We start from the raw sequence: 22,764 nt of genomic DNA on the forward strand, positions 1-22,764 counted from the left end.
CCTCACCTACAGTTGCTGCTGTGTTCGTCACCGGCGACAGCATCGTCTACAGCGCGTCGGACCTTGCCGCCGCCGCCCGCTGCGAATACGCGCTGTTGCGGGAATTCGACGCGAAACTCGGCCGGGGACCCGCCGCGCCGGCCGAAGACGAGCTCCTCGCGCGGACCGCCGTCCTGGGGAACGAACACGAGCGGCGCGAACTGGACCGGCTGCGCGAGCAGTTCGGCGCCGGCGTCGCGGTGATCGGCCGCCCGGCCTACACGCCCGCCGGCCTCGCGGCGGCCGCCGAGGCGACCCGGCGCGCCATCGACGGCGGTGCGCCCGCGGTCTACCAGGCCGCCATGTTCGACGGCCGCTTCGTCGGCTTCGCCGACTTCCTGGTGCGGGACGGCGAGCGGTACCGGGTCGTCGACACCAAGCTGGCCCGGTCGGCGAACGTCACCGCGCTGTTGCAACTGGCCGCGTACGCCGACGCGCTCGCCGCCTCCGGCGTCCCGGTGGCGCCCGAGGCCGAGCTGCACCTGGGCGACGGGACGGCCGCGCGCTATCGCGTCCACGACCTGGTTCCGGTGTACCGATCCCAGCGCGCGCGATTGCAGCGGCTCCTCGACGAACATCATGCCGGGGGCGCCGCGGTCCGCTGGGACGACGACGACGTGGGCGCCTGCCTGAGGTGCCCGCTGTGCACCGAGCAGCTGGAGGCCACTGACGACCTGCTGCTGGTCGCCGGCATGCGAGTGGGCCAGCGGGACAAGCTGATCGACGCCGGGATCGCCACGGTGTCCGCGCTGGCCGAGCATGCCGGTCCGGTGCCGGACCTGGCGCCCGGCGCCCTCGAAAAACTGGCCGGCCAGGCGAGACTCCAAGTGCGGCAACGCGAAACGGGGCGTCCGTGTTACGAGATCGTCGACCCGCAGCCCCTGGCCCTGCTGCCCGAACCGGACCCCGGCGACCTGTTCTTCGACTTCGAGGGCGACCCGCTGTGGACCGTCGACGGGCGGGAGTGGGGTCTGGAATACCTGTTCGGCGTCCTGGAAGCCGGGCCCGCCGGCGCGTTCCGTCCGTTGTGGGCGCACAACCGGGCAGACGAACGCAAGGCCCTGACCGATTTCTTAGCGCTGGTGGCCAAGCGGCGTAAGCGCCGCCCGAACATGCACATCTACCACTACGCGCCCTATGAGAAGACGGCGCTGCTGCGGCTGGCCGGCCGTTACGGCGCCGGCGAGGACCAGGTGGACGAACTGTTGCGCAGCGGGACGCTGGTCGACCTTTACCCGTTGGTGCGCAAGAGCATTCGGGTGGGTGCGGAGTCGTTCAGCCTGAAAGCGCTGGAGCCGCTGTACATGGGGGCGCAACTGCGCGCCGGTGACGTGACCACGGCCGCCGGTTCGATCACCTCCTACGCCCGGTACTGCGAACTGCAGGCCGACGGCCGCCGCGACGAGGCCGCGTCCGTGCTCAAGGAGATCGAGGAATACAACCAGTACGACTGCCGCTCGACCCAGGAACTGCGCAACTGGCTGATGCTGCGCGCCTACGAATCCGGGGTCGTGCCCGTCGGCGCCCAGCCCGTCCGGGGCGGCAACACCGTCGAGGACCGTGACCGGCTTTCGCTGACCCTGTCGGCCTTCACCGGCGACGCCGCCGTCGACGACCGCACGCCCGAGCAGACGGCGGTCGCGCTGCTGTCCGCGGCGCGCGGCTACCACCGGCGCGAGGACAAGCCGTTCTGGTGGGCGCACTTCGACCGGTTGAACTTCCCCATCGAGGAGTGGGCGGACGACACCGATGTCTTCGTCGCCGAGCACGCGTCGGTCAGCACGGACTGGAGCACCCCTCCCCGCGCCCGCAAGCCGCAGCGACGGGTGCGCCTGTGCGGCGAGCTGGCGCGCGGCGAGCTGACGACCGACGTGTTCGCGCTGTACGACCCACCGGCTCCGCCGGGGATGTCCGGCGATCGCGACCGGCGCGCTGCCGGACGGGCCACCGTGGTCGCGGCCGACGATCCGGCGCTGCCCACCGAAGTGACCATCGTCGAACGGGTGGGCAACGACGGGGAGCCGTTCCATCAACTCCCGTTCGCGCTGACCCCGGGCCCGCCGATCCCGACGGCGGCCCTGCGCGAGTCGATCGAGGCGACGGCCGCCGCGGTGGCGGCCGCTTTGCCGCGGCTGCCCCGCAGCGCCGTCCTCGACGTGCTGCTGCGCCGCGCGCCCCGCACACGAAGCGGCTCCGCACTGCCGCGCGGCGCCGACCTCGCGACCGACATCGCCACCGCGGTGCTGGACCTGGATTCGTCGTACCTGGCGGTGCACGGGCCGCCCGGAACCGGCAAGACGCACACCGCCGCGCGGGTGATCGAGCGGCTGGCCACCGGCCATGGCTGGCGCGTCGGCGTCGTGGCGCAAGCGCACGCCACCGTGGAGAACCTGCTGGGCTGCGTGATCGACGCCGGGCTCGACCCGGCGCGGGTGGCGAAAAAGCGCAACGACCACCACGCTCCGCGCTGGCAGGAGATCGACAGCAGCGCCTACGCCGCGTTCATCGCCGACACCGCCGGCTGCGTGATCGGCGGGACCGCATGGGATTTCGCCAACGGCAAGCGGGTGCCGCCGGGCAGCCTCGACCTGCTGGTGATCGACGAGGCCGGCCAGTTCTGCCTGGCCAACACCATCGCCGTGGCGCCGGCGGCCGCAAACCTGTTGCTACTCGGGGACCCTCAGCAACTGCCGCAGGTCAGCCAGGGCACACATCCCGAGCCGGTCGACACGTCCGCGCTCGACTGGCTGGTGGACGGCCAGCGCACCCTGCCCGACGAACGGGGCTATTTTCTGGACCGGTCGTACCGCATGCACCCCGCGGTCTGCGCCGCAGTCTCCGCGCTGGCGTATGAGGGCAGGCTGCATTCCCACGAGTGCGCCGCCGCCCGGCGCCTTGCCGGATGCCGGCCGGGCGTGCGGACCCTCACCGTCGGGCACCACGGCAACTCGACCGAGAGCACGGAGGAGGGCGACGCGATCGCCGCCGAGATCGATCGACTGCTGGGCACGCCGTGGACCGACGAGCACGGCACCCGGCCCCTCACCGCTTCCGACGTGCTGGTGCTGGCGCCCTACAACGCCCAGGTGGCGCTGCTGCGCCGGCGGCTGGCCGGTGCCGGGCTCGGGGGAATCCGGGTCGGCACGGTCGACAAGTTCCAGGGCGCCCAGGCGCCCGTGGTGTTCATCTCGATGACGGCCTCCTCCGCGGACGTCGTGCCGCGCGGAATCTCCTTCCTGCTCAACAGGAACCGACTCAACGTCGCCATCAGCCGGGCCCAGTTCGCGGCGGTCGTCGTGCGCTCGGCGTCGCTGACCGAGTACCTGCCCACCACGCCCGCCGGTCTGACCGACCTCGGCGCGTTCCTGGCGCTCACGGAGCCGGCCTGACGGCCGGCCGCGCGCCTAGTTGCCGGACGAGTGCCGGCCGTGGCCGCCCGTGTCGTCGGGATCGCGGCGGTGCCGCTGAGCCCGCGCCGAGCCGTTCTGCTGCCGTCCCGGTGGCGCGGGACGATCGGCCGGGGCGGGCCGGTAGGGCCGCGCGGAAAGCTCGGTGACCGGACGGAAACGCTGGCGGCTGTCGACATGAGAACCGTTGTGCGCCAGCCCGATCGGCCCACCCTCCGGCACCGGGTCGTCCCGCCGGCTGGTCCGCGCGCCGGCGGGTGCGGGGCGCGGACGGACGATCCGATCGGCCTTCGGTGCGGCGCCGCCCTCGTGCGCGTAGCCCGCCCGCCGGACGGGTGCGGGCTCGGCTTCCCGAAGCAGGATCAATTCGACGTACTCGTCGTCGTCGTAGTCGTCGTCGACCCCGTCGCCCGCCCCGGCCTGGTCACCGGCGGTCGCCGACGGGACGAACCCGACCAGGAACAGCGCGGCCACGATCCCGAACAGCGCGACGAACGCGGGCAACAGCACGGACTGCGACATGGCGGCCGCGAACGGGTCGCGCAGGAACTCCGGCAGTTGCAGGCCGGCGGTCGGCTCGACCTCGGCACCACCGCGCGGCCGCGGCGGCATCTCGGCGCCGATCCGTGCGGTCATGAACGCGGCCATGCCGGCGCTTCCGAGTACCGCGCCGAGCTGGCGGACCGAGTTATACACGGCGGAGCCCGCGCCGGCCAGGCCCGGCGGCAGGTTACGCGTGGCGGTGGCGGTCAACGGCGACCACACGAACGCCATGCCGACGCCCGTGGCGAAGAACGGCAACACCAGCCGCCAGATCGGCGTCACCGGCGACATCTCGAAGGTGAGCCAGGTCAGCGCCACCGCCAGCACCGAGAAACCGAACCCGAGGACCGGCCGCGGATGGTAGCGGTCGACCAGCCTGCCGACGAACGGGGCGAACACCCCGTTGGCGATCGCCATCGGCGCGATCAGCAGGGCCGAGCGCGTCGGCGACAGCCCGCAAACCGCCTGCGCGTAGAACGTCAGCGGCAGCATCATCGCCGTCGCGGCGAACGAGACGACGGCCACGCCGGCGTTGCACAGCCCGAAGTCGCGGTCCCGGAAGATCACCAGCGGGATCAGCGGCTCGTCGGTGTTCATCGACTGCCAGAACACGAACACCGTCATGAACCCGATGCCGGCGACGATCATCGCCCAGATCCAGGGCTCCCAGTGCGCGGCCTGGCCCTGTTGCAGCCCGAACACGATCAGGAACATGCCCGCCCCGGACAGCGCGACTCCGACCAGGTCGAAGCGGTGCGACTGGGTGGGCAGCACCGGGACGAGCCAGTACGCCAGCGCGAGACCGGCGACGCCGATCGGGACGTTGACGAAGAAGATCCACTGCCAGCCCAGCCCGTCCACCAGCACGCCGCCGGCCAGCGGGCCGACCAGGCTGGCGACGCCGGCGGTGGCACCCCAGAGGCTCACCGCGACGCCGCGCCGCTCCGGCGGGAAGATGCGGGTGATGGTCGACAAGGTCTGGGGGGTGAGTAGGCCGGCGCCGACCCCCTGCACGACGCGGGCGGCGATCAGCATGGCGGCGCTGCCCGCCAGCCCGCACCACACCGAGGCGACGGTGAACACCACCAGGCCGATCAGATACAGGTTCTTGGGGCCGAACCGGTCGCCGAGCCGCCCCGCGACCAGCAGCACCACCGCATAGCCCAGCAGGTAGGCGCTGGTCACCCACACCACGGTGTCGTAGCCGATGCGCAGGCTGGTCATGATCGTCGGGTTCGCGATGGCGACGATGGTCGAGTCGACCATGATCATGAAGAAGCCGATCATCATCGCCCAGAGCGCGTTCCAGGGCTTGTGGGATTGCGGCGAGCTCCGGGTGAGGAAGTCCCAGCGCTTGGTGGCGTGAGGCAAGTTCGGCGCCGCGCGCCGGGTGCCCCCGGACGACGGAGGCGTCGCCGTGGTCATCTACCCACCTCGTTTCCGCTCCCGACGATGCCCGCCCGCACGGGGCCGCCTGGTCGACCGGCCCGGACCGTCACGGACATCCAGCCTGCATTATTGCCGCTGGGACAATCGGGGGAAGCCATGGCTCCGATCCGGGGTACACCACCGGGGCAGGTTTCGTGTTCGCGCGGTCTGCGCCGGCGGGCAGGTTAGCCTGGTAGGACGGCATTTCAGGAGAGGCAAGATGCGGGCCCGACGGAAGCGGTCTTCGAACCGATTTTTCAGCTTGTCGCAAGCGGACCAGGCGCGGCCGGCCACCATCGGCCGGCCGAAGGCGTCGGCGCGCGCGTTGGCCCAGGTCATCGAGCGGAGCTCGCGGATCCAGGGCCCGGCGGTCGAGGCCTACGTGTCCCGGCTGCGCAACGCGCACCCGAGCAGCGGCCCGGCCGACATCCTGGCCAAGCTGCGGAAGCGCTATGTGGGCATGGTCACCGCCAGCGGCATGGCGGTGGGCGCGGCGGCGACCATCCCCGGAATCGGCACGCTGAGCGCGCTGTCCGCCGCCGCGGCGGAGACCGTGACGTTTTTGGAAGCCACCGCGTTCTTCGTGCTGGCCGTCGCCGTGGTCTACGACATTCCCGCCGAGCACCGGGAACGGCGCCGGGCCCTGGTGCTGGCCGTGCTGGCCGGCGACCACAGCAAGGAGGCGGTCGAGCTGCTCGGCCCGGCCCGCACCAACGGCGGCTGGATCTCCGAGAGCGTGGCCGCCCTGCCGCTGTCGTCGATGTCGCGGCTGAACTCGCGGTTGCTCAAGTCGTGGGTCAAGCGGTACACGCTGCGGCGCGGTGCCCTGATGTTCGGCAAGCTGCTGCCGGTGGGCATCGGCATCGTCGTCGGCGCCGTCGGCAACTACTTCGCCGGCCGCAAGATCGTCCGCAACGCCGATCGGGCGTTCGGACCCCCTCCGGTGCGCTGGCCCCGGGCGCTGCACCTGGTGCCGCCCTACCACGAAGCCGGCTAGCGGGCGCCCCCGCTACCCCCTTCTCCCTGGCGGATTGCTGGCGAAAGGTTAGCCTTTATAGGGCGGAAACGTTGAGCATCGACTTTGGTGTGACATGCTCCACAATCCGGGGCTGACAAACGTACAGGCGCCGCGCAGCAGCTGCTTAAAGCGCTTGCAGGACAGAGGAATTGAGGCGAACAGCGGTCGTGAGCAACATAAGTTCACCATTCGGGCAAAACGAATGGCTGGTCGAGGAGATGTACCGCAAGTTCCGCGATGACCCCTCGTCGGTCGATCCGAGCTGGCACGAGTTCCTGGTCGACTACAACCCGGAGCCGACCGGCGAACCGCCCTCGAGCGCCCCGGCCACCGGTGACGGCCAGCCCGCCGCGAGCGCCCCGCAAGCAAAGCCCGCGCCCGCCGCCCCGCCGTCCGGCCCGGCCGCTGCCCCCGCGAGGGCCGCCGGGAGCGGCAACGGTGCCGGCGGCGCACCCGCGGCGGCCCCGGCCAAGGCCAAAGCCCCGACTCCCCCACCGGCCGAAGGCGACGAGCTGCAGACGCTGCGCGGCGCCGCGGCCGCGGTCGTCAAGAACATGTCCGCGTCGCTGGAGGTGCCGACCGCGACCAGCGTCCGCGCGGTGCCGGCCAAGCTGCTCATCGACAACCGGATCGTCATCAACAACCAGCTCAAGCGCACCCGCGGCGGCAAGATCTCCTTCACCCACCTGCTGGGCTACGCGCTGGTGCAGGCGACCAAGCAGTTCCCCAACATGAACCGGCACTACGCCGAGGTCGACGGCAAGCCGACCGCCGTCACCCCCGCGCACACCAACCTGGGCCTGGCCATCGACCTGCAGGGCAAAGACGGCAAGCGCTCGCTGGTGGTGGCCGGCATCAAGGGCTGCGAGACGATGCGCTTCGCGGAATTCGTCTCCGCCTACGAGGACATCGTCCGGCGGGCCCGCGACGGCAAACTGACCGCCGAAGACTTTGCCGGCGTGACGATTTCGCTGACCAACCCCGGCACCATCGGCACCGTGCACTCGGTCCCGCGGCTGATGACGGGCCAGGGCGCCATCATCGGCGTCGGCGCCATGGAATACCCCGCCGAATTCCAGGGCGCCAGCGAGGAACGCATCGCCGAGTTGGGGATCGGCAAACTGATCACCCTGACGTCCACGTACGACCACCGGATCATCCAGGGCGCGGAGTCCGGGGACTTCCTGCGTGCCATCCACGAGATGCTGTTGTCGGACACGTTCTGGGACGACATCTTCCGCGAACTGGGCAACCCGTACCTGCCGGTGCGGTGGAGCACCGACAACCCGGACTCGATCGTCGACAAGAACGCCCGGGTGATGGAGTTGATCGCGGCCTACCGCAACCGCGGCCACCTGATGGCCGACATCGACCCGCTGCGGTTGGACGGCAGCCGGTTCCGCAGCCACCCGGACCTGGAAATCCTCAACCACGGCCTGACGCTGTGGGACCTCGACCGGGTGTTCAAGGTCGACGGGTTCGCCGGCTGCGAGTACAAGAAGCTGCGCGACGTGCTGGGCCTGCTGCGCGACGCCTACTGCCGTCACATCGGGCTGGAGTACACCCACATCCTCGAGCCCGAACAGCAGCAGTGGCTGCAGCAGCGGGTGGAGACCAAACACGTCAAACCGACCGTCGCCGAGCAGAAGTACATTCTGAGCCGGCTGAACGCCGCCGAGGCCTTCGAGACCTTCCTGCAGACCAAATACGTTGGGCAGAAGCGTTTCTCGCTGGAAGGTGCCGAGAGCGTGATCCCGATGATGGACGCGGCGATCGACCAGTGCGCCGAGCATGGCCTCGACGAGGTGGTCATCGGGATGCCGCACCGCGGCCGGCTCAACGTGCTGGCCAACATCGTCGGCAAGCCGTACAAGCAGATCTTCAGCGAGTTCGAGGGCAACCTCAACCCGTCGCAGGCGCACGGCTCGGGCGACGTCAAATACCACCTCGGAGCCACCGGCGTGTACCTGCAGATGTTCGGCGACAACGACATTCAGGTGTCGCTGACCGCCAACCCCTCCCACCTCGAGGCCGTCGACCCGGTGCTGGAGGGTTTGGTGCGGGCCAAGCAGGACCTGCTCGACGGCGCCGCCGAAAGCCAGAAGGCGTTCTCGGTGGTCCCGATGATGCTGCACGGTGACGCGGCCTTCGCGGGCCAGGGCGTCGTCGCCGAGACCCTGAACCTGGCCAACCTGCCGGGTTACCGCGTCGGCGGCACCATCCACATCATCGTCAACAACCAGATCGGTTTCACCACCGCGCCGGAGTACTCACGGTCCAGCGAGTACTGCACCGACGTCGCCAAGATGGTCGGGGCGCCGATCTTCCACGTCAACGGCGACGACCCGGAAGCCTGCGTCTGGGTGGCGAAGCTGGCCGTGGACTTCCGCCAGGAGTTCCACAAGGACGTTGTCATCGACATGATCTGCTACCGGCGCCGCGGCCACAACGAGGGCGACGACCCCTCGATGACCAACCCCGCCATGTACGACGTCGTCGACGTGAAGCGCGGCGCCCGCAAGAGCTACACCGAGGCGCTAATCGGCCGCGGCGACATCTCGCTCAAGGAGGCCGAGGACGCGCTGCGCGACTACCAGGGTCAGCTGGAGCGGGTGTTCAACGAGGTCCGCGAACTGGAGAAACACGGCGTCCAACCGAGCGAATCGGTCGAGGCCGACCAGATGCTGCCCGCGGGCCTGTCCACCGCGGTGGACAAGGCGTTGCTGTCCCGCATCGGTGACGCGTTCCTCGCCCTGCCGGAGGGCTTCACCGCCCACCCGCGCGTGCAGCCGGTGCTGGAGAAGCGCCGCGAGATGGCCTACGAGGGCAAGGTGGACTGGGCTTTCGGGGAGCTGCTGGCGCTGGGTTCGCTGGTCGCCGAGGGCAAGCTGGTGCGGCTGTCGGGCCAGGACACCCGGCGCGGCACCTTCTCCCAGCGGCATTCGGTGATCATCGACCGCAACACCGGCGAGGAGTTCACCCCGCTGCAGCTGCTGGCGACCAACCCCGACGGCACCCCCACCGGCGGCAAGTTCCTGGTCTACGACTCCCCGCTGTCGGAGTACGCGGCGGTCGGCTTCGAATACGGCTACACCGTCGGCAACCCGGACGCGCTCGTCCTGTGGGAGGCGCAGTTCGGCGACTTCGTCAACGGCGCACAGTCCATCATCGACGAGTTCATCAGCTCGGGCGAAGCCAAGTGGGGCCAGCTGTCCAACGTGGTGCTGCTGCTGCCGCACGGCCACGAGGGCCAGGGTCCCGACCACACCTCCGGCCGCATCGAACGCTTCCTGCAGCTGTGGGCCGAGGGTTCGATGACGATCGCGGTGCCCTCGACTCCGTCCAACTATTTCCACCTGTTGCGCCGGCACGCCCTCGACGGTGTCCAGCGGCCGCTGATCGTGTTCACGCCGAAGTCGATGCTGCGCAACAAGGCCGCCGTCAGCGACGTTCGGGACTTCACCGAGATCAAGTTCCGCTCTGTGCTCGAGGAGCCGACCTACGAGGACGGCATCGGTGACCGCGGCAAGGTCACCCGCATCCTGTTGACCAGCGGCAAGATCTACTACGAGCTGGTGGCGCGCAAGGCCAAGGACAACCGGGACGACGTCGCGATCGTGCGCATCGAGCAGCTCGCCCCGCTGCCCAAGCGGCGGCTCAACGAGACACTGGACCGCTACCCCGGCGCCAGGGAGTTCTTCTGGGTGCAGGAGGAGCCGGCCAACCAGGGCGCGTGGCCGCGCTTCGGCCTCGAGCTGCCCGAGCTGCTACCCGACAAGCTGACCGGGCTCAAGCGGATCTCCCGCCGGGCGATGTCCGCCCCGTCGTCGGGCTCGTCGAAGGTGCACGCGGTCGAGCAGCAGGAGATCCTCGACACGGCCTTCCGCTGACCGGCGACGGCGCGCCCGGCGACGGCGACCGCCGGGACGGCGCGACTAAGGAGCCGGGCAATATAGTTCGCCGGGACGGCGCGAGTAAGGAGCCGGGCAATCGAACTTCAGCCCAGCGCCACCCGCCGGTACCGGGGACCGCCGGTACCGGCTAGCCTCGACGCAAAACGAGCCGATAGGAAAGAGGCCTCATGCAGGGGTTCGCCGGCAAGGTCGCCGTGGTGACGGGCGCGGGTTCGGGTATCGGCCAGGCGCTGGCCGTCGAGTTGGCCCGCTCGGGCGCCAAGGTCGCGATCAGCGACGTCGACCTCGAGGGGCTGGCCGAGACCGAGGCGCAGCTGAAGGCGATCGGCGCCGAGGTCAAAGCCGACCGGCTCGACGTGACCGAGCGCGAGGCGTTCCTGGCCTACGCCGACGCCGTGCGCGAGCACTTCGGCAAGGTGAACCAGATCTACAACAACGCCGGCATCGCCTTCACCGGCGACGTGGAGATCAGCCAGTTCAAGGACATCGAGCGGGTGATGGACGTCGACTTCTGGGGCGTCGTCAACGGCACCAAGGCGTTCCTGCCCCACCTGATCGCCTCCGGCGACGGTCACGTCATCAACGTCTCCAGCGTGTTCGGGCTCTTCTCGGTGCCCGGGCAGGCGGCCTACAACTCGGCCAAGTTCGCCGTGCGGGGGTTCACCGAAGCCCTGCGGCAGGAAATGCTGGCGGCCGGGCACCCGGTGGCGGTCACCACGGTCCACCCCGGCGGGATCAGAACGGCGATCGCCCGCAACGCCACCGCCGCCGAGGGGCTCGACCGGGAACAGCTGGCCAGCGTGTTCGACAAACGGCTCGCCAGGACCAGCCCGCAACGGGCCGCCCAGATCATCCTGGACGCCGTGCGCAAGAAGAAGGCGCGGGTGCTGGTCGGCACCGACGCCAAGGTGTTGGACGCTTTGGTGCGGTTGACCGGCGCCGGATATCAGCAGCTGTTCGGATCCGTCATGGGCCGCATGATGCCCAAGCAATGACGCGCCATAGCGGTGATCGCGCGTAACGGATAGCCTCAACGCGGTCACGCTGCCACTAGGGAGTACCCATGCATGAGTTCGCCGGGAAGGTCGCCGTCGTCACCGGCGCGGGTTCGGGGATCGGCCGGGCATTGGCCCTGGAGCTGGGGCGCGAGGGCGCCAAGGTCGCGATCAGTGACGTCGACGTCGAGGGACTGGCCGAGACCGAGGCGCAACTGAAGGCGATCGGCGCCGAGGTCAAAGCCGACCGGCTCGACGTGACCGAGCGCGAGGCGTTCCTGGCCTACGCCGACGCGGTCCACGAGCACTTCGGCAGGGTGAACCAGATCTACAACAACGCGGGCATCACGTTCGTCGGGTCCATCGAAGACACCCGGTTCAAGGACATCGAGCGGGTGATGGACGTCGACTACTGGGGGGTCGTGAACGGCACCAAGGCCTTCCTCCCCCACCTGATCGCCTCCGGTGACGGCCACGTCATCAACATCTCCAGCGCGCTCGGCCTGTTTTCGGCTCCCGGCCAGGCGGCCTACGTTTCGGCCAAGTTCGCCGTCCGGGGTTTCACGGAGGCGCTGCGGCAGGAGATGGTGCTGGCCGGCCACCCGGTCCGGGTGACGACGGTGCACCCCGGTGGCGTGCGGACCGGCTTCGCCCGCAACGCCGTCTTCGCCGACGGGCTCGACCAGGATGGCCTGGCGGAACTGTTCGAGGAGCAACAGGCCAAGACGACGCCGCAACGGGCGGCCCAGATCATCCTGGCGGCGGTGCGCAAAGACAAGCCTCGGGTGCTGGTCGGCCCCGACGTGAAGGCCATGGACCTGGTGGTGCGGCTGACCGGGTCGAGACCTGAGCGGCTGCTGGGCGGGCCCGTCATGCGACGAGTGCAGCAGGTGGTGCACCGGCTGATGCCCAAGCGCTGACGGCTCACCGTCCCAGCGGGTGCTCGGCCAACCACCCGCCCGCGACCGCCTGCGGGTCGGCGCCGCCGGCAACCTGACGGCGCATGTCCACCAGGGCCGCGGTGTCCAGCACGCCGGCCACCTCGTTTATCGCCAGCAGTTGCCGATCGCTCAGCGCGTTGCGCCGATACAGCGGCACCACGTTCTCGGCCCGTATCAGCGCCGGCTTGCCGTCGGCGAGCGTGACGAGGTCGGCGGGCAGACCGGGGTCGGCGGTGGTCGTCCACCCCGCCGTCAGTTGTCCGGCCCTTACCGCGGCGAACATCGTTGTGTCGTCCGGGAATTCGCGCGCGGCGGGAAGCCGACAGGTGCCGACGGCCGAGGGGGCCGGACGCCCGGTGACCCTGCCGATGGTCAAGCCTGCGCAGTGCTTCGGCAGCGTGCTCAGGTCGGCGCTGACATCGCTGCCGCCCCACGCCTTGGCGGTGGACCCCGACACCAGCAGCGCGGGTTTGTCCTCAGCGGCCGTCGTGTAGTCGCCCGCGGCGACACCCTCGGGCAGCGCGGCCACCATCGCGCGGTAGACCTCGGCGTCGGACATCGCCGTCGCACCGGGCTGCAGGCTCTGCAGTTCGCGCCCGGTCAGGGCCGGGACGACGGTGAAGGCGCCCGAGTCCAGGCGCGCCATCGCATCGTCGGCGGTTTCCGCGTGCGCCGCGAAACCGTATGACCGCAACGCGGCCACGTAAACGCCGGCCAGCAGCCGGGCCTCGGGATCCGCGCCGGAACCGACCACCAGTTCCAGACGGGGGCGGTGGTCCCCGGCGTCGGTCCCGCAGCCGGCCGCGGCGAGTACGGCGGCGAGCAAAGGCACCGCCAGCCAGCCGATTCTCACCCCGCGATGTCTGCGGGATCGGCGGCCAGGGCCACCGCCGTGGCGACCGCATGCCCGACGCGCAGGTCCAGCGGGCTGGGGACGATCCGGTCGAAGGCCAGGTCGTCGCTGACGACCGAGAAGATCGCTTCGGCCGCGGCGACCATCATCTTCTCGGTGATCCGGCGCGCCCCGGCATCCAGCGCCCCCCGAAACACGCCCGGGAAGGCCAGCACGTTGTTGATCTGGTTGGGGAAGTCGCTGCGGCCGGTGGCCACCACCGCGGCGTACTTGGCCGCGACCTGCGGGTGGATCTCCGGGTCGGGGTTCGACAGTGCGAAGACGATCGCCTCGGGCGCCATGGTCGCGATCATCTCCTCGGGCACCACACCGCCCGACACCCCGAGGAACAGGTCGGCGCCGCGCAGCGCTTCGGCCATGCTGCCCGTGAGGCCGCCGGGGTTGGTGCGCTGCGCCAAAACCATCTTGACGCTGTTCATGTCATCGCGGCCGGTGTGCAGAATCCCCCGCGAGTCGAGCACGGTGATGTCGGAAACACCCATGGCCAGAAGGAGATTCGTGCAGGCTACGCCGGCGGCCCCGGCGCCCGAGACCACCACCCGCAACGACGTCATGTCGCGGCCGAGCAACTTGGTGGCGCCCATCAGCGCCGCCAGCGCGACGATCGCCGTCCCGTGCTGGTCGTCGTGCATCACCGGGCAGTCCAGCGCTTCGATGACTCGCCGTTCGATCTCGAAGCACCGCGGCGCGGAGATGTCCTCGAGGTTGACGGCGCCGAACGTCGGGCGCAGCCGCACCAGGGTCTCGACGATCTCGTCGGGATCCTTGGTGTCCAGGACGATCGGGATCGCGTTGAGGCCGCCGTACGCCTGAAACAGGGCGCACTTGCCCTCCATCACCGGCAGCGACGCGGCAGGTCCGATGTCACCCAGGCCCAGCACCGCGCTGCCGTCGCTGACGACGGCGACCAGCCTGTTCGCCCAGGTGTAGCGCGCGGCCTGGCTGTGGTCCGCGGCGATCGCGCGGCTGACCTGCGCGACCCCCGGGGTGTAGGCGATGGACAGCGCGCGCTGGGTGTCCAGCGGGGCCGTCAGGCCTACGGAAAGCTTGCCGCCTACGTGTGCCTCGAAGATCTCCGCGTCGGTGATCGCGCCGTGCTCGGCGCGAGTCTGTATCGATTCAATCAACTCGGACACGCGCCCCAGGGTAGGCGACTACCGATTAGTAGCCCTAATCTGCGCGGGACCGGATTTCCGGGCCAGGTCGGAGGCAGCCCGTCCCCCGCAAGCGGGCGGTACCCCCGGCCCCCGGCTCCGCCGCGCTTGCGATCGGCGCGGGGGGCTGCGGTCAGATCAGACCCAGCTCGGTGACCGCGTTGCGCTCGTCGGCCAGCTCGCCGGTCGACTTGTCGATCCGGGCGCGGGAGAAGTCGTTGATCTCCAGGCCGGTGACGATCGTCCAGTTGCCGTCCTTCGTGGTGACCGGGAACGACGAGATCAAGCCCTCGGGCACGCCGTAGGAGCCGTCGGAGATCACCGACATCGAGACCCAATCACCGTCGGGCGAGCCCAGCAGCCAGTCCCTGGCGGCGTCGACGGTGGCCGAGGCGGCCGAGGCGGCCGACGACGCGCCACGCGCGTCGATGACGGCGGCGCCGCGCTTGGCGACGGTCGGGATGAAGTCGTTCTCGACCCAGTTCTGGTCGCCCACGACCTCGGCGGCGTTCTTGCCGCCGATCTCGGCGTGGAAGATGTCGGGGTACTGGGTGGCCGAGTGGTTGCCCCAGATGGTCATCTTCTTGATGTCGGTGACCGCGACGCCGGTCTTCTTGGCCAGCTGCGAGATGGCCCGGTTGTGGTCCAGGCGGGTCAGCGCCGAGAACCGCTCCTTCGGGATGTCGGGCGCGTTGCTCATCGCGATCAGGCCGTTGGTGTTGGCCGGGTTGCCGGTGATCAGCACGCGGACGTCGTCGGCGGCCACCGAGTTCAGGGCCTTGCCCTGCGCGGTGAAGATGGCGCCGTTGGCCTCCAGCAGGTCGCTGCGCTCCATGCCCGGCCCACGGGGGCGGGCACCGACCAGGAGGGCCAGGTTGGCACCCTCGAAGATCTTGTTCGGGTCCGAGCCGGTCTCGACCCCGGCCAGCGTCGGGAACGCGCAGTCGTCGAGCTCCATCACGACGCCCTCGAGCGCCTTGAGCGCCGGCTCGATCTCGAGCAGGCGCAGCTCGATCGGACGGTTGGGGCCCAGCAGCGAACCGCTCGCCAGGCGGAACAACAGGCTGTAGCCGATCTGGCCGGCGGCGCCGGTGACGGCAACCTTGAGAGGACTTGCGCTCACGTCGAAATGCTCCTTGTGGAGGTAGTCATGCAGATTCGGGTCTCGGCTCGAAACTAGCGCACTCTGCTGGGCCGCCAACCCCCGGTCCGACACCCGCCTGGTGTCCCACGGCCGGATCGTCGCGCTTTGGGAACCCTGGACGCGTAGCATGGAGCACCGCCGGTCAGACCTGCGCAGCGATCGGAGGTGGAGGTGTTCCAGGGTTTCGACGCACTGCCCGAAGCGCTTCGGCCGCTCGCGCACGAGCCGCGCGAACGACGCCCGGATCCCCAGCCGCAGACCCCCAACGACACGTTGGTCGACTGCGCCGTCTACGCCGAGGGCCACCGGCTGCCCGGAAAATTCAGCTATGCCGCGGCGCGGGAGAAGGTGCGCCAGATCGAAACGCTCGGGCACGACGCGTTCGTCTGGGTCGGACTGCGCGAACCCGATCAGACCGAGATGCAGGAAGTCGCGGATCTTTTCGGCATGCACCCGCTGGCTGTCGAGGACGCCGTGTGCGCGCACCAGCGGCCGAAGCTGGAACGCTACGACGAGACCCTGTTCCTTGTCCTCAAGACGGTCAACTACGTGCCGCACGAATCGGTGGCGCAGGCCCGCCAGATCGTCGAAACCGGCGAGGTGATGGTTTTCGTCGGAAAGGATTTCGTGGTCACCGTCCGCCACGGCGAACACGGGGGGCTCTCCGAGGTCCGCAAGCGGATGGAGTCGGACCCCGAGCAGCTGCGGCTGGGCCCGTACGCGGTGATGCACGCCATCGCCCACGAGGTCGTGAACCACTACCTGGTGGTCAGCCACCTCATCGAATCCGACATCGACAGCATCGAGGAAGTGGCGTTCGCCCCGGGCCGCAAGATCGACGTCGAACCGATCTATCTGCTCAAGCGTGAGGTCGTCGAACTTCGCCGGTGCGTCAACCCGCTGTCCGGCGCGTTCCACCGGATTCAGATCGAGAACAAGGACCTCATCTCCAAAGAGGTGCGGCGCTACCTGCGCGACCTCGCCGACCACCATTCCGAGGCCGCCGACCACATCGCCAGCTACGACGACATGCTCAACTCACTGATCCAGGCGGCGCTGGCGCGGGTCGGGATGCAGCAGAACAACGACATGCGCAAGATGGCGGCGTGGGCCGGTATCTTGGCGGTCCCCACGATGGTCGCCGCGATCTACGGGATGAACTTCCACTTCATGCCCGAGCTGAACTGGACGTGGGGATACCCGGGCGTCATGGCCGCCATGACGCTGACCTGCCTGGTGCTCTACTTCCAATTCCGGCGCAACAACTGGCTGTAGCCCGCTTATTCCGTTGTGCGCCTGGGGATTTGAGTGTGCAACCAGGGTCGAGTCTTTGCGATTTAATCGCCCTGGGTACACCCTGAACGCCTTGACCGCACACTCGACCGGTTCAGCTCGGTTGTGCGGCAGGCCGATTCGGGTTCAGCACGTCGACGCCGTCGTTCTCCCACGCCTGTCGCATGGCTTCGGCGCCCTTCAGCCGCACCCAGGCCGCCTCGGTCGCGGTGACGGGGGTCGCCGAGAGGAATCGCACCGGGTCGTAAGGTGGTTCCAGCGGCAGATCGTCGATCTCGCCGGGGCCCAACAACACCGCGGTGAACGGCACCCGTCCCGCCGCCCTTGCCCACAGCGGCGAGCCGAGATCGACCAACGCGTCGGCCGTCAGCACCAGACCCTCGACGGCGGGCGTCGCCGCGAGTACCGCGAGGCTTCGGGCGATACCGGTGACCGGGCCGGGATCGCGCAGGCGCAGCACGACTTCGGCGCGGGGCCCGCGCGTGCGGTCGTCGACGACCTGCGTCGGGTCGGTCATCGGATAGCGCGAGCAGCCCACCGACACGTAATGCATCACGCGGTCGCTCCCGCGGAAACGCAGCACTTCGATGGGCTCGGCACCGAGGAAGGTGACGCTCGCCGAATCGGGTTCGGCATCGGTGAAGTGGCGGCGCAGATGCGCGCGCACCTGGTCCAGGATCTGGCTCACCGCCGCTGCGCCGCAGCAACGGTCAGGTTCGCCCCGGAGTCGGCATCGAAAACGGCGAGCTTCGTGGTGTCGAACGCCAGCTCGATCGACTGTCCAATCGCCGCCTTGGATTCCGCGGGAACCCTTGCCACGAACTGGTTTTCGTGTGCGTCGGCCTCCGCGGCCAGCTCGTCGAGTTGCGCGGAGCGCGCCGCCCACCCCGCGGTGGAGAAGTACACGAACTTGTCGGCCCCCAGCGACTCGACCAAGTCCACCTTCACCTCGAACGTGAGCGCCCTGATCCGCTGGTACCCGTCGATCAACGAGGCGTCCTGCAGGTGCTCCGGCCGCACCCCGACGATGACGTTCTTCGGTGGCGGGTGTTGCGCGATCACCTCGCGGACTTCCGGTGTCAACATCACCTCCCCGAAGGGCAACGTCAGACCGATCGGCGTCAACGTGGCCGGTAAGAAATTCATGGCCGGGGAGCCGATGAATCCGGCGACGAAGAGGTTGGCCGGCTCTTCGTAAAGCTGGTCCGGTGTGCCGATCTGCTGCGCTATTCCGGCGTGCATCACCACCACCCGATCCCCCAGCGTCATGGCCTCGGTCTGGTCGTGCGTGACGTAGACGGTCGTGGTGCCGAGCCGCTTCTGCAACCGGGCGATCTCGCCACGCATCTGGACGCGCAGCTTCGCGTCCAGGTTGGACAGCGGCTCGTCCATCAGGAAGGCCTTGGGCTGCCGCACGATTGCCCGGCCCATCGCGACCCGCTGTCGTTGCCCGCCCGACAATTGAGAGGGCTTGCGGTCCAAGAGCTCGGTCAGGTCGAGGGTTCGTGCCGTCTCCTCGACCTTCTTGGCGATCTCCGCCTTCTTCATCTTCGCCAGCGTCAGCGGGAATGCAATGTTCTGCCGCACGGTCATGTGCGGGTAGAGCGCGTACGACTGGAAAACCATCGCGATGTCGCGATCCTTGGGCGGCTTCTCGTTCATCCGTTCGCCGCCGATGCTCAGCTCACCGGACGAGATGTCCTCGAGGCCGGCAATCATGTTCAGCGTCGTGGTCTTGCCGCACCCCGACGGCCCGACCAGGATGAGAAACTCGCCGTCGGCGATGGTGATGCTGAGATCGCTCACCGCGGTGGCGCCGTCCGGGTAGCTCTTGCTGACATGGTCCAGCACAATCTCGGCCATCGCGCGCTATCCCTTCACAGCGCCAGAGGTCAACCCGGCGATGATTCGTCGTTGGAAGATTAGAACAAAAACGATGATCGGGACCGTGATCACGACCGCGCCGGCCGCAATCGACCCGGTGGGCTCCTCGAATTGCGAACTGCCCCCGAAATTCGCGATGGCCACCGGCGCCGTGATCGCCGATTTCGTCGCGGTCAGCGAGAGCGCCAGCAGCAGGTCGTTCCAAGCGAAGATGAACACCAGGATCGCGGCAGTCACCACCCCGGGCGCGGCCAGCGGCACGATCACCTTGCGGAAGGCCTGGGCCGGAGTGGCGCCGTCCATTTTGGCCGCCTTCTCCAGATCCCAGGGAATCTCCCGGAAGAACGCCGACAACGTGTAGATGGCAAGCGGAAGGGCGAACGTGATGTAGGGCAGGATCAGGCCCGGCCAGGTGTCGAACAGCCCGACGAAGCGTTCGATGTTGAACAGCGGAGTGACCAGCGAGATCGCCGGAAACATGGTGACCAGCAGGGTGGCACCGATCAACGCCCGCTTGCCGGGAAAGGCCAGCCGCGCAATCGCGTACGCCGCCATCGCGCCGAGCACCACCGCGATCGCGGTCGTGGTCAAACCGATCCCGATCGAGTTGATCAGCGCCGAGCTGAACAGGTCGCCCCGGAAGATGCCTCGATAGTTCTCGAAGGACACCGACGACGGGATCAGCTTGCCGTCCTTGACCATTGACGTCGGCTTGAGCGAGAGGCTGAGAATCCACATCACCGGCAGGAGCGCGTACACCACCACGACGGTGTCGATCACCGCCCACGCCACCGTCCGCGGGGCGCGGCGCCCCCCGGCCCATGACCGTTCACCGACCATCGAGACCACCACCGGGCGCCGCCGCGCCGAACACCTTGATGTAGACGAGCGCGATGATGCCCACACAGACGAAGATCAGCACGCTGATCGCCGAGCCCAATCCGACGTTGAATCCCTTGAATAGGTTGTCATAACCCAGGATTGACACCGAGTCGGTGTTGTTGGCGCCATCGGTCAGCACGTAGATGTTGTCGAAGATGCGAAAGGCGTCCAGCGTACGGAACAGCAACGCGACCACGACCGCCGGCTTGATGATGGGCAACGTGATGCGCACCAGCCGGCGCCACGGCCCGGCGCCGTCAACCTGGGCCGCCCGCAGCAAGTCCTCGGGCACCAGCGACAGCCCGGCCAGCAGCAGCAACGACATGAACGGCGTGGTCTTCCATACCTCGGCAAGGACCACGATGCCCAGCGACGGGATCTGCTGGGTCAACGGCGCGCTGCCGTGCGGCAAAAGGTTCGCCAGATAACCGGTTCCCGGCGTCCACGCGTAGTACCAGCTGTACGATGCGACCACCGTGACGATCCCGTACGGGATGAGCACCGCGGTGCGCACCACGCCCCTGCCGACCAGGGTGCGGTGCATCACCAACGCCAGCGCCAGGCCCAACACGAACTCGAGCGACACGGAAACCACTGTGATGCCGAGGGTTACGGCCAGCGCCGTCCACCAGTAACGGTCGGTCAGGATCGTTTGATAGTTGCTCAATCCGACGAAGGCGGTGTCGTCGGGCATGGCCAGGTTGTTGCGCTGCAGGCTCAGCCACACCGCGTAACCGATCGGGTAGGCCGTGACCGAGAACATCAGGATCGCCGCCGGCGCGACGAGCGCAAGCGCAAGTCGCCGCTCCGATAGCCGATTTCGCGACCGCGCATGCCGCGCGACGGCCACCCGCTCGCCCTCTACTGCTGTCGCGATCAAGGCAACAGCCCCTCGCCGTCGATGGCTTTCTGCGCCTGGGTGGCGAGCTCGTCGGCCGTCCGCTCGGGGTCGATCCCGGTGATGGGGCTCAGCGCCGCCGACAACCGCAGCGACAATGCCTGATACACCGGCGTCGCCGGCCGCACGGCCGCGTCGGTGAGTTGCCGGCGGATGATCGTGTACATCGGATACTTGGCCTGGAACTGCGAGTCGGAATACAACGACGTCCGCACCGCGGGCAGGCCGCCTTCCATCGACACGTACTTCTGGCTCTGCAGGCTGCGCAGACACCGCACGGCTTCGAAGGCTTCCGCGCGGTGGCGCGTGGTGCTGGCCACGGCGAGGTTCAGCCCGCCGATCGTCACCTTGGCCGGGCGGCCCGGAGCCACACCGGGATACGGCGCGAAGCCGAAGACCTTCTGGCTGGCGTCGTAGGCGATGCGGAACTGCTCGTCGCTGGGCACGAACGTGCCGACGCCGTTGATGCTGCCGGCCAGCGCCGGATCCCGGTTCAGCGGAAGGAAGGGGACCCCGCCCTTGACGGCGTTTTCCAGCATGGACGCCAGGACGTAGGGCCAGTTGACCTCCAGTGCGGCCTTGCCCTGTTCGACCGCCAGCCGCGCCGTGCCTTCGTCGGTCCGGGTGATCGACGGGTCGGCCCCGGGGGCGGTGGCCACCGACCTGAGGATGCGCAGCGCGTGGACGGTCGCGGCCCGGTGCGCGGGTGTGTCGGTGAGGGTGACCCGGCGGCCGTCCTCGGAGAGCACCTGACCGCCGCCGCTCACCAGCAGCGTGTTGAACCAGACGACCAGGCCCTCGCCCTCGTTCGCCTGCACGGCGATCCAGGCCGGCTGGCCCGCGGCGTGCAGCCGGGTGGCCTCGGCCACCATCGCGTCCCAGTCCCGCGGCGGTTGACCCACCAGATCGGGCCGATACCATAGCAATTCCGTATTGGTGATGACGGGTGCGGCATACAGCTTCCCTTTCCAGCGGGCCGAAGCCAGCGGGCCGGGCAAGGTGTCAACGGTGGCATCTGTCTCGGCCCGGCCTTCGGGGTCGTCGGACAGCGGCAGTGCCCAGCCCGCCTCGGCGAACTCCGCGGTCCACACCACGTCCAGCGCCATCACGTCGAGCCCGCGGTCGTGTGCGCTCAGCCGCCGCGCCAGCTGCACCCGCTGTTCGCCGGGTCCCCGCGGCAGGCTCACATGCTGGACGGCGAACCGGCCTCCCATGTGCCGGGTGCACTCTTGGGCGACCGCGCTGAAGGACGCCGAATCGGTGGCCGGCGTGAAGAAGGTGATCACCAGGCCGCTGGGGACGGACCCGCAGGCCGGCACCGCCGCGGCGATGGTGATCGTCGCCAACGCGATGACGCCCATCCGGCACAGACGCCCGTGACGATTCACCACCGAGTTCACAACTGCGCGTGGCCTCAGATTGCCAAGCGCGCCAAGAGATCCCGAGCCTTCTCCGCGTTCTGCGGATCGCAGAGGACGTCGTACCGGCCGGCGACCAACTGCATGGTCGAACTGAAATCTCTTGTGCCACGGGCCATCGCGTACGGCACGGCGGAGGTGATCAACCCGAAGAACACGCCGGCGACCAGACCCGTCGCCAGCGCGGCCCACGGGTTCGGGCTGAAGAAGCCGAGCACCAACCCGATGAATAGGCCCAGCCATGCCCCGCTGAGCACGCCACCGCCGAGCACCTTGGGCCACGACAACCGGCCGGTGACGCGTTCGACCTGCATCAGGTCGACGCCGACGATGATCACCTGCTGAACCGGGAACTGTTGCTCGGAGAGGTAGTCCACGGCGCGCTGCGCCTCGGCGTAGGTGGGGTAGGACCCGACCGGCCAGCCCTTGGGCGGTGTCGGTAGCGAGGGGACCCCGCGCCGACCGGCCGCCGCGCCCGGGGGCGTGGCGCCGGGAACTTGACCGGGCTGGAAAGGACTAGTCATTGGTGCTCATTCTCCTCCGCCCTGGCCAACCTCACATCTCGGGGCCTTCTAGCCTATCCAGGGGCGCCGGCCCGACCTGAGGAAAAGGCGGCGGCGTCCGACGCAGCGCGGCGACGCACGCCGCTTCGCGGCCGAATCGCCACCCACGCATCGGCTAGGTTGAACACCATGACAGCGCCCGGCGATGGCTTCGGCGAACGCGCCCACGACGACCAGGCCGAACCGTCTCCCGCCGCCGGCGAGGCGCCGGAACAGCCTGGGGCTCCGTGGGAACCGCCAGCACCGCCGCCGCCCCCCGACTACCCGCCGCCGGCGTATCCGCCACCGGGCTATCCCGCCGAGTACCAGCCCGGTTACCCGCCCCAATAC

Annotated in this window: 16 protein-coding genes and 1 pseudogene; 7 read left to right on the forward strand and 10 right to left on the reverse strand. The window is 69.1% G+C overall.

Annotated features, from left to right (window positions below; all coding sequences use genetic code 11):
* Positions 1-20 precede the first annotated feature (20 nt).
* Positions 21-3,428, forward strand: a complete 3,408-nt coding sequence (locus BST44_RS23000) for a TM0106 family RecB-like putative nuclease (protein WP_083179384.1) — start codon at positions 21-23, stop codon at positions 3,426-3,428.
* 15 nt (positions 3,429-3,443) lie between these two features.
* Here the strand turns inward: BST44_RS23000 and BST44_RS23005 are convergent, their stop codons facing one another.
* Positions 3,444-5,414 carry an MFS transporter gene (locus BST44_RS23005; RefSeq protein WP_083179385.1) on the reverse strand — a complete coding sequence of 657 codons (1,971 nt, stop codon included), beginning with the start codon at positions 5,412-5,414 and terminating at the stop codon, positions 3,444-3,446.
* Positions 5,415-5,637: 223 nt separating this feature from the next.
* Here BST44_RS23005 and BST44_RS23010 point away from each other — a divergent pair, with 223 nt between their 5' ends.
* The 4 genes from BST44_RS23010 to BST44_RS23025 all read left to right on the forward strand — a co-directional run bounded on the left by BST44_RS23010 (position 5,638) and on the right by BST44_RS23025 (position 12,264).
* Positions 5,638-6,414 carry a hypothetical protein gene (locus tag BST44_RS23010; RefSeq protein WP_083179386.1) on the forward strand — a complete coding sequence of 259 codons (777 nt, stop codon included), beginning with the start codon at positions 5,638-5,640 and terminating at the stop codon, positions 6,412-6,414.
* Between the two features lie 188 nt (positions 6,415-6,602).
* On the forward strand, positions 6,603-10,325 hold the full coding sequence (locus BST44_RS23015; protein ID WP_083179387.1) for a multifunctional oxoglutarate decarboxylase/oxoglutarate dehydrogenase thiamine pyrophosphate-binding subunit/dihydrolipoyllysine-residue succinyltransferase subunit: 3,723 nt from the start codon (positions 6,603-6,605) through the stop codon (positions 10,323-10,325).
* A 191-nt stretch (positions 10,326-10,516) separates the two neighbouring features.
* Complete coding sequence (locus BST44_RS23020; protein ID WP_083179388.1) at positions 10,517-11,344, forward strand: SDR family NAD(P)-dependent oxidoreductase; 828 nt, start codon at positions 10,517-10,519, stop codon at positions 11,342-11,344.
* Positions 11,345-11,412: 68 nt separating this feature from the next.
* Positions 11,413-12,264, forward strand: coding sequence for an SDR family NAD(P)-dependent oxidoreductase (locus tag BST44_RS23025; protein WP_083179389.1), 852 nt, complete (start codon positions 11,413-11,415; stop codon positions 12,262-12,264).
* Positions 12,265-12,268: 4 nt separating this feature from the next.
* Here BST44_RS23025 and BST44_RS23030 read toward each other — a convergent pair whose 3' ends face one another.
* The 3 genes from BST44_RS23030 to BST44_RS23040 form a co-directional block, all read right to left on the reverse strand.
* On the reverse strand, positions 12,269-13,138 hold the full coding sequence (locus tag BST44_RS23030; RefSeq protein ID WP_083179390.1) for a glycine betaine ABC transporter substrate-binding protein: 870 nt from the start codon (positions 13,136-13,138) through the stop codon (positions 12,269-12,271).
* Positions 13,135-14,334 carry an NAD(P)-dependent malic enzyme gene (locus tag BST44_RS23035; protein WP_083179391.1) on the reverse strand — a complete coding sequence of 400 codons (1,200 nt, stop codon included), beginning with the start codon at positions 14,332-14,334 and terminating at the stop codon, positions 13,135-13,137. Before BST44_RS23035 ends, BST44_RS23030 begins: the two co-directional genes overlap by 4 nt.
* A gap of 151 nt (positions 14,335-14,485) precedes the next feature.
* The gene (locus BST44_RS23040) at positions 14,486-15,475 is read right to left on the reverse strand and encodes a malate dehydrogenase (protein WP_083179392.1); all 990 of its coding nucleotides are present in this window, start codon (positions 15,473-15,475) and stop codon (positions 14,486-14,488) included.
* A 192-nt stretch (positions 15,476-15,667) separates the two neighbouring features.
* Here BST44_RS23040 and corA point away from each other — a divergent pair, with 192 nt between their 5' ends.
* Positions 15,668-16,771 carry a magnesium/cobalt transporter CorA gene (corA, locus tag BST44_RS23045; protein ID WP_083179401.1) on the forward strand — a complete coding sequence of 368 codons (1,104 nt, stop codon included), beginning with the start codon at positions 15,668-15,670 and terminating at the stop codon, positions 16,769-16,771.
* 112 nt (positions 16,772-16,883) lie between these two features.
* On the opposite strand, the gene BST44_RS23050 is transcribed toward corA, so the two are convergent.
* The 6 genes from BST44_RS23050 to BST44_RS23075 are packed head-to-tail and all read right to left on the reverse strand — an operon-like array spanning position 16,884 to position 22,395.
* Entirely contained in the window at positions 16,884-17,477 is a 594-nt protein-coding gene (locus BST44_RS23050; RefSeq protein ID WP_083179393.1) for a suppressor of fused domain protein, read from the reverse strand.
* The gene (locus tag BST44_RS23055) at positions 17,474-18,652 is read right to left on the reverse strand and encodes an ABC transporter ATP-binding protein (RefSeq protein WP_083179394.1); all 1,179 of its coding nucleotides are present in this window, start codon (positions 18,650-18,652) and stop codon (positions 17,474-17,476) included. The genes BST44_RS23050 and BST44_RS23055 overlap by 4 nt, the downstream gene beginning before the upstream one ends.
* A gap of 6 nt (positions 18,653-18,658) precedes the next feature.
* On the reverse strand, positions 18,659-19,513 hold the full coding sequence (locus BST44_RS23060; protein WP_083179404.1) for a carbohydrate ABC transporter permease: 855 nt from the start codon (positions 19,511-19,513) through the stop codon (positions 18,659-18,661).
* Positions 19,503-20,432: a carbohydrate ABC transporter permease gene (locus BST44_RS23065; protein WP_083179403.1), complete on the reverse strand. Its 930-nt coding sequence runs from the start codon at positions 20,430-20,432 to the stop codon at positions 19,503-19,505. The genes BST44_RS23060 and BST44_RS23065 overlap by 11 nt, the downstream gene beginning before the upstream one ends.
* The gene (locus BST44_RS23070; protein WP_439330750.1) at positions 20,432-21,814 is read right to left on the reverse strand and encodes an extracellular solute-binding protein; all 1,383 of its coding nucleotides are present in this window, start codon (positions 21,812-21,814) and stop codon (positions 20,432-20,434) included. Before BST44_RS23070 ends, BST44_RS23065 begins: the two co-directional genes overlap by 1 nt.
* A 53-nt stretch (positions 21,815-21,867) precedes the next feature.
* Positions 21,868-22,395 (reverse strand): general stress protein, encoded by a 528-nt coding sequence (locus BST44_RS23075; protein ID WP_065444895.1) that lies wholly within the window; start codon positions 22,393-22,395, stop codon positions 21,868-21,870.
* A gap of 159 nt (positions 22,396-22,554) precedes the next feature.
* Between BST44_RS23075 and BST44_RS29705 the strand changes: the two are divergent.
* A pseudogene (locus BST44_RS29705) lies at positions 22,555-22,764 on the forward strand (DUF4190 domain-containing protein); the annotation flags it as partial.

The organism is Mycobacterium scrofulaceum, assembly GCF_002086735.1.
GTDB classification, from domain to species: domain Bacteria; phylum Actinomycetota; class Actinomycetes; order Mycobacteriales; family Mycobacteriaceae; genus Mycobacterium; species Mycobacterium scrofulaceum.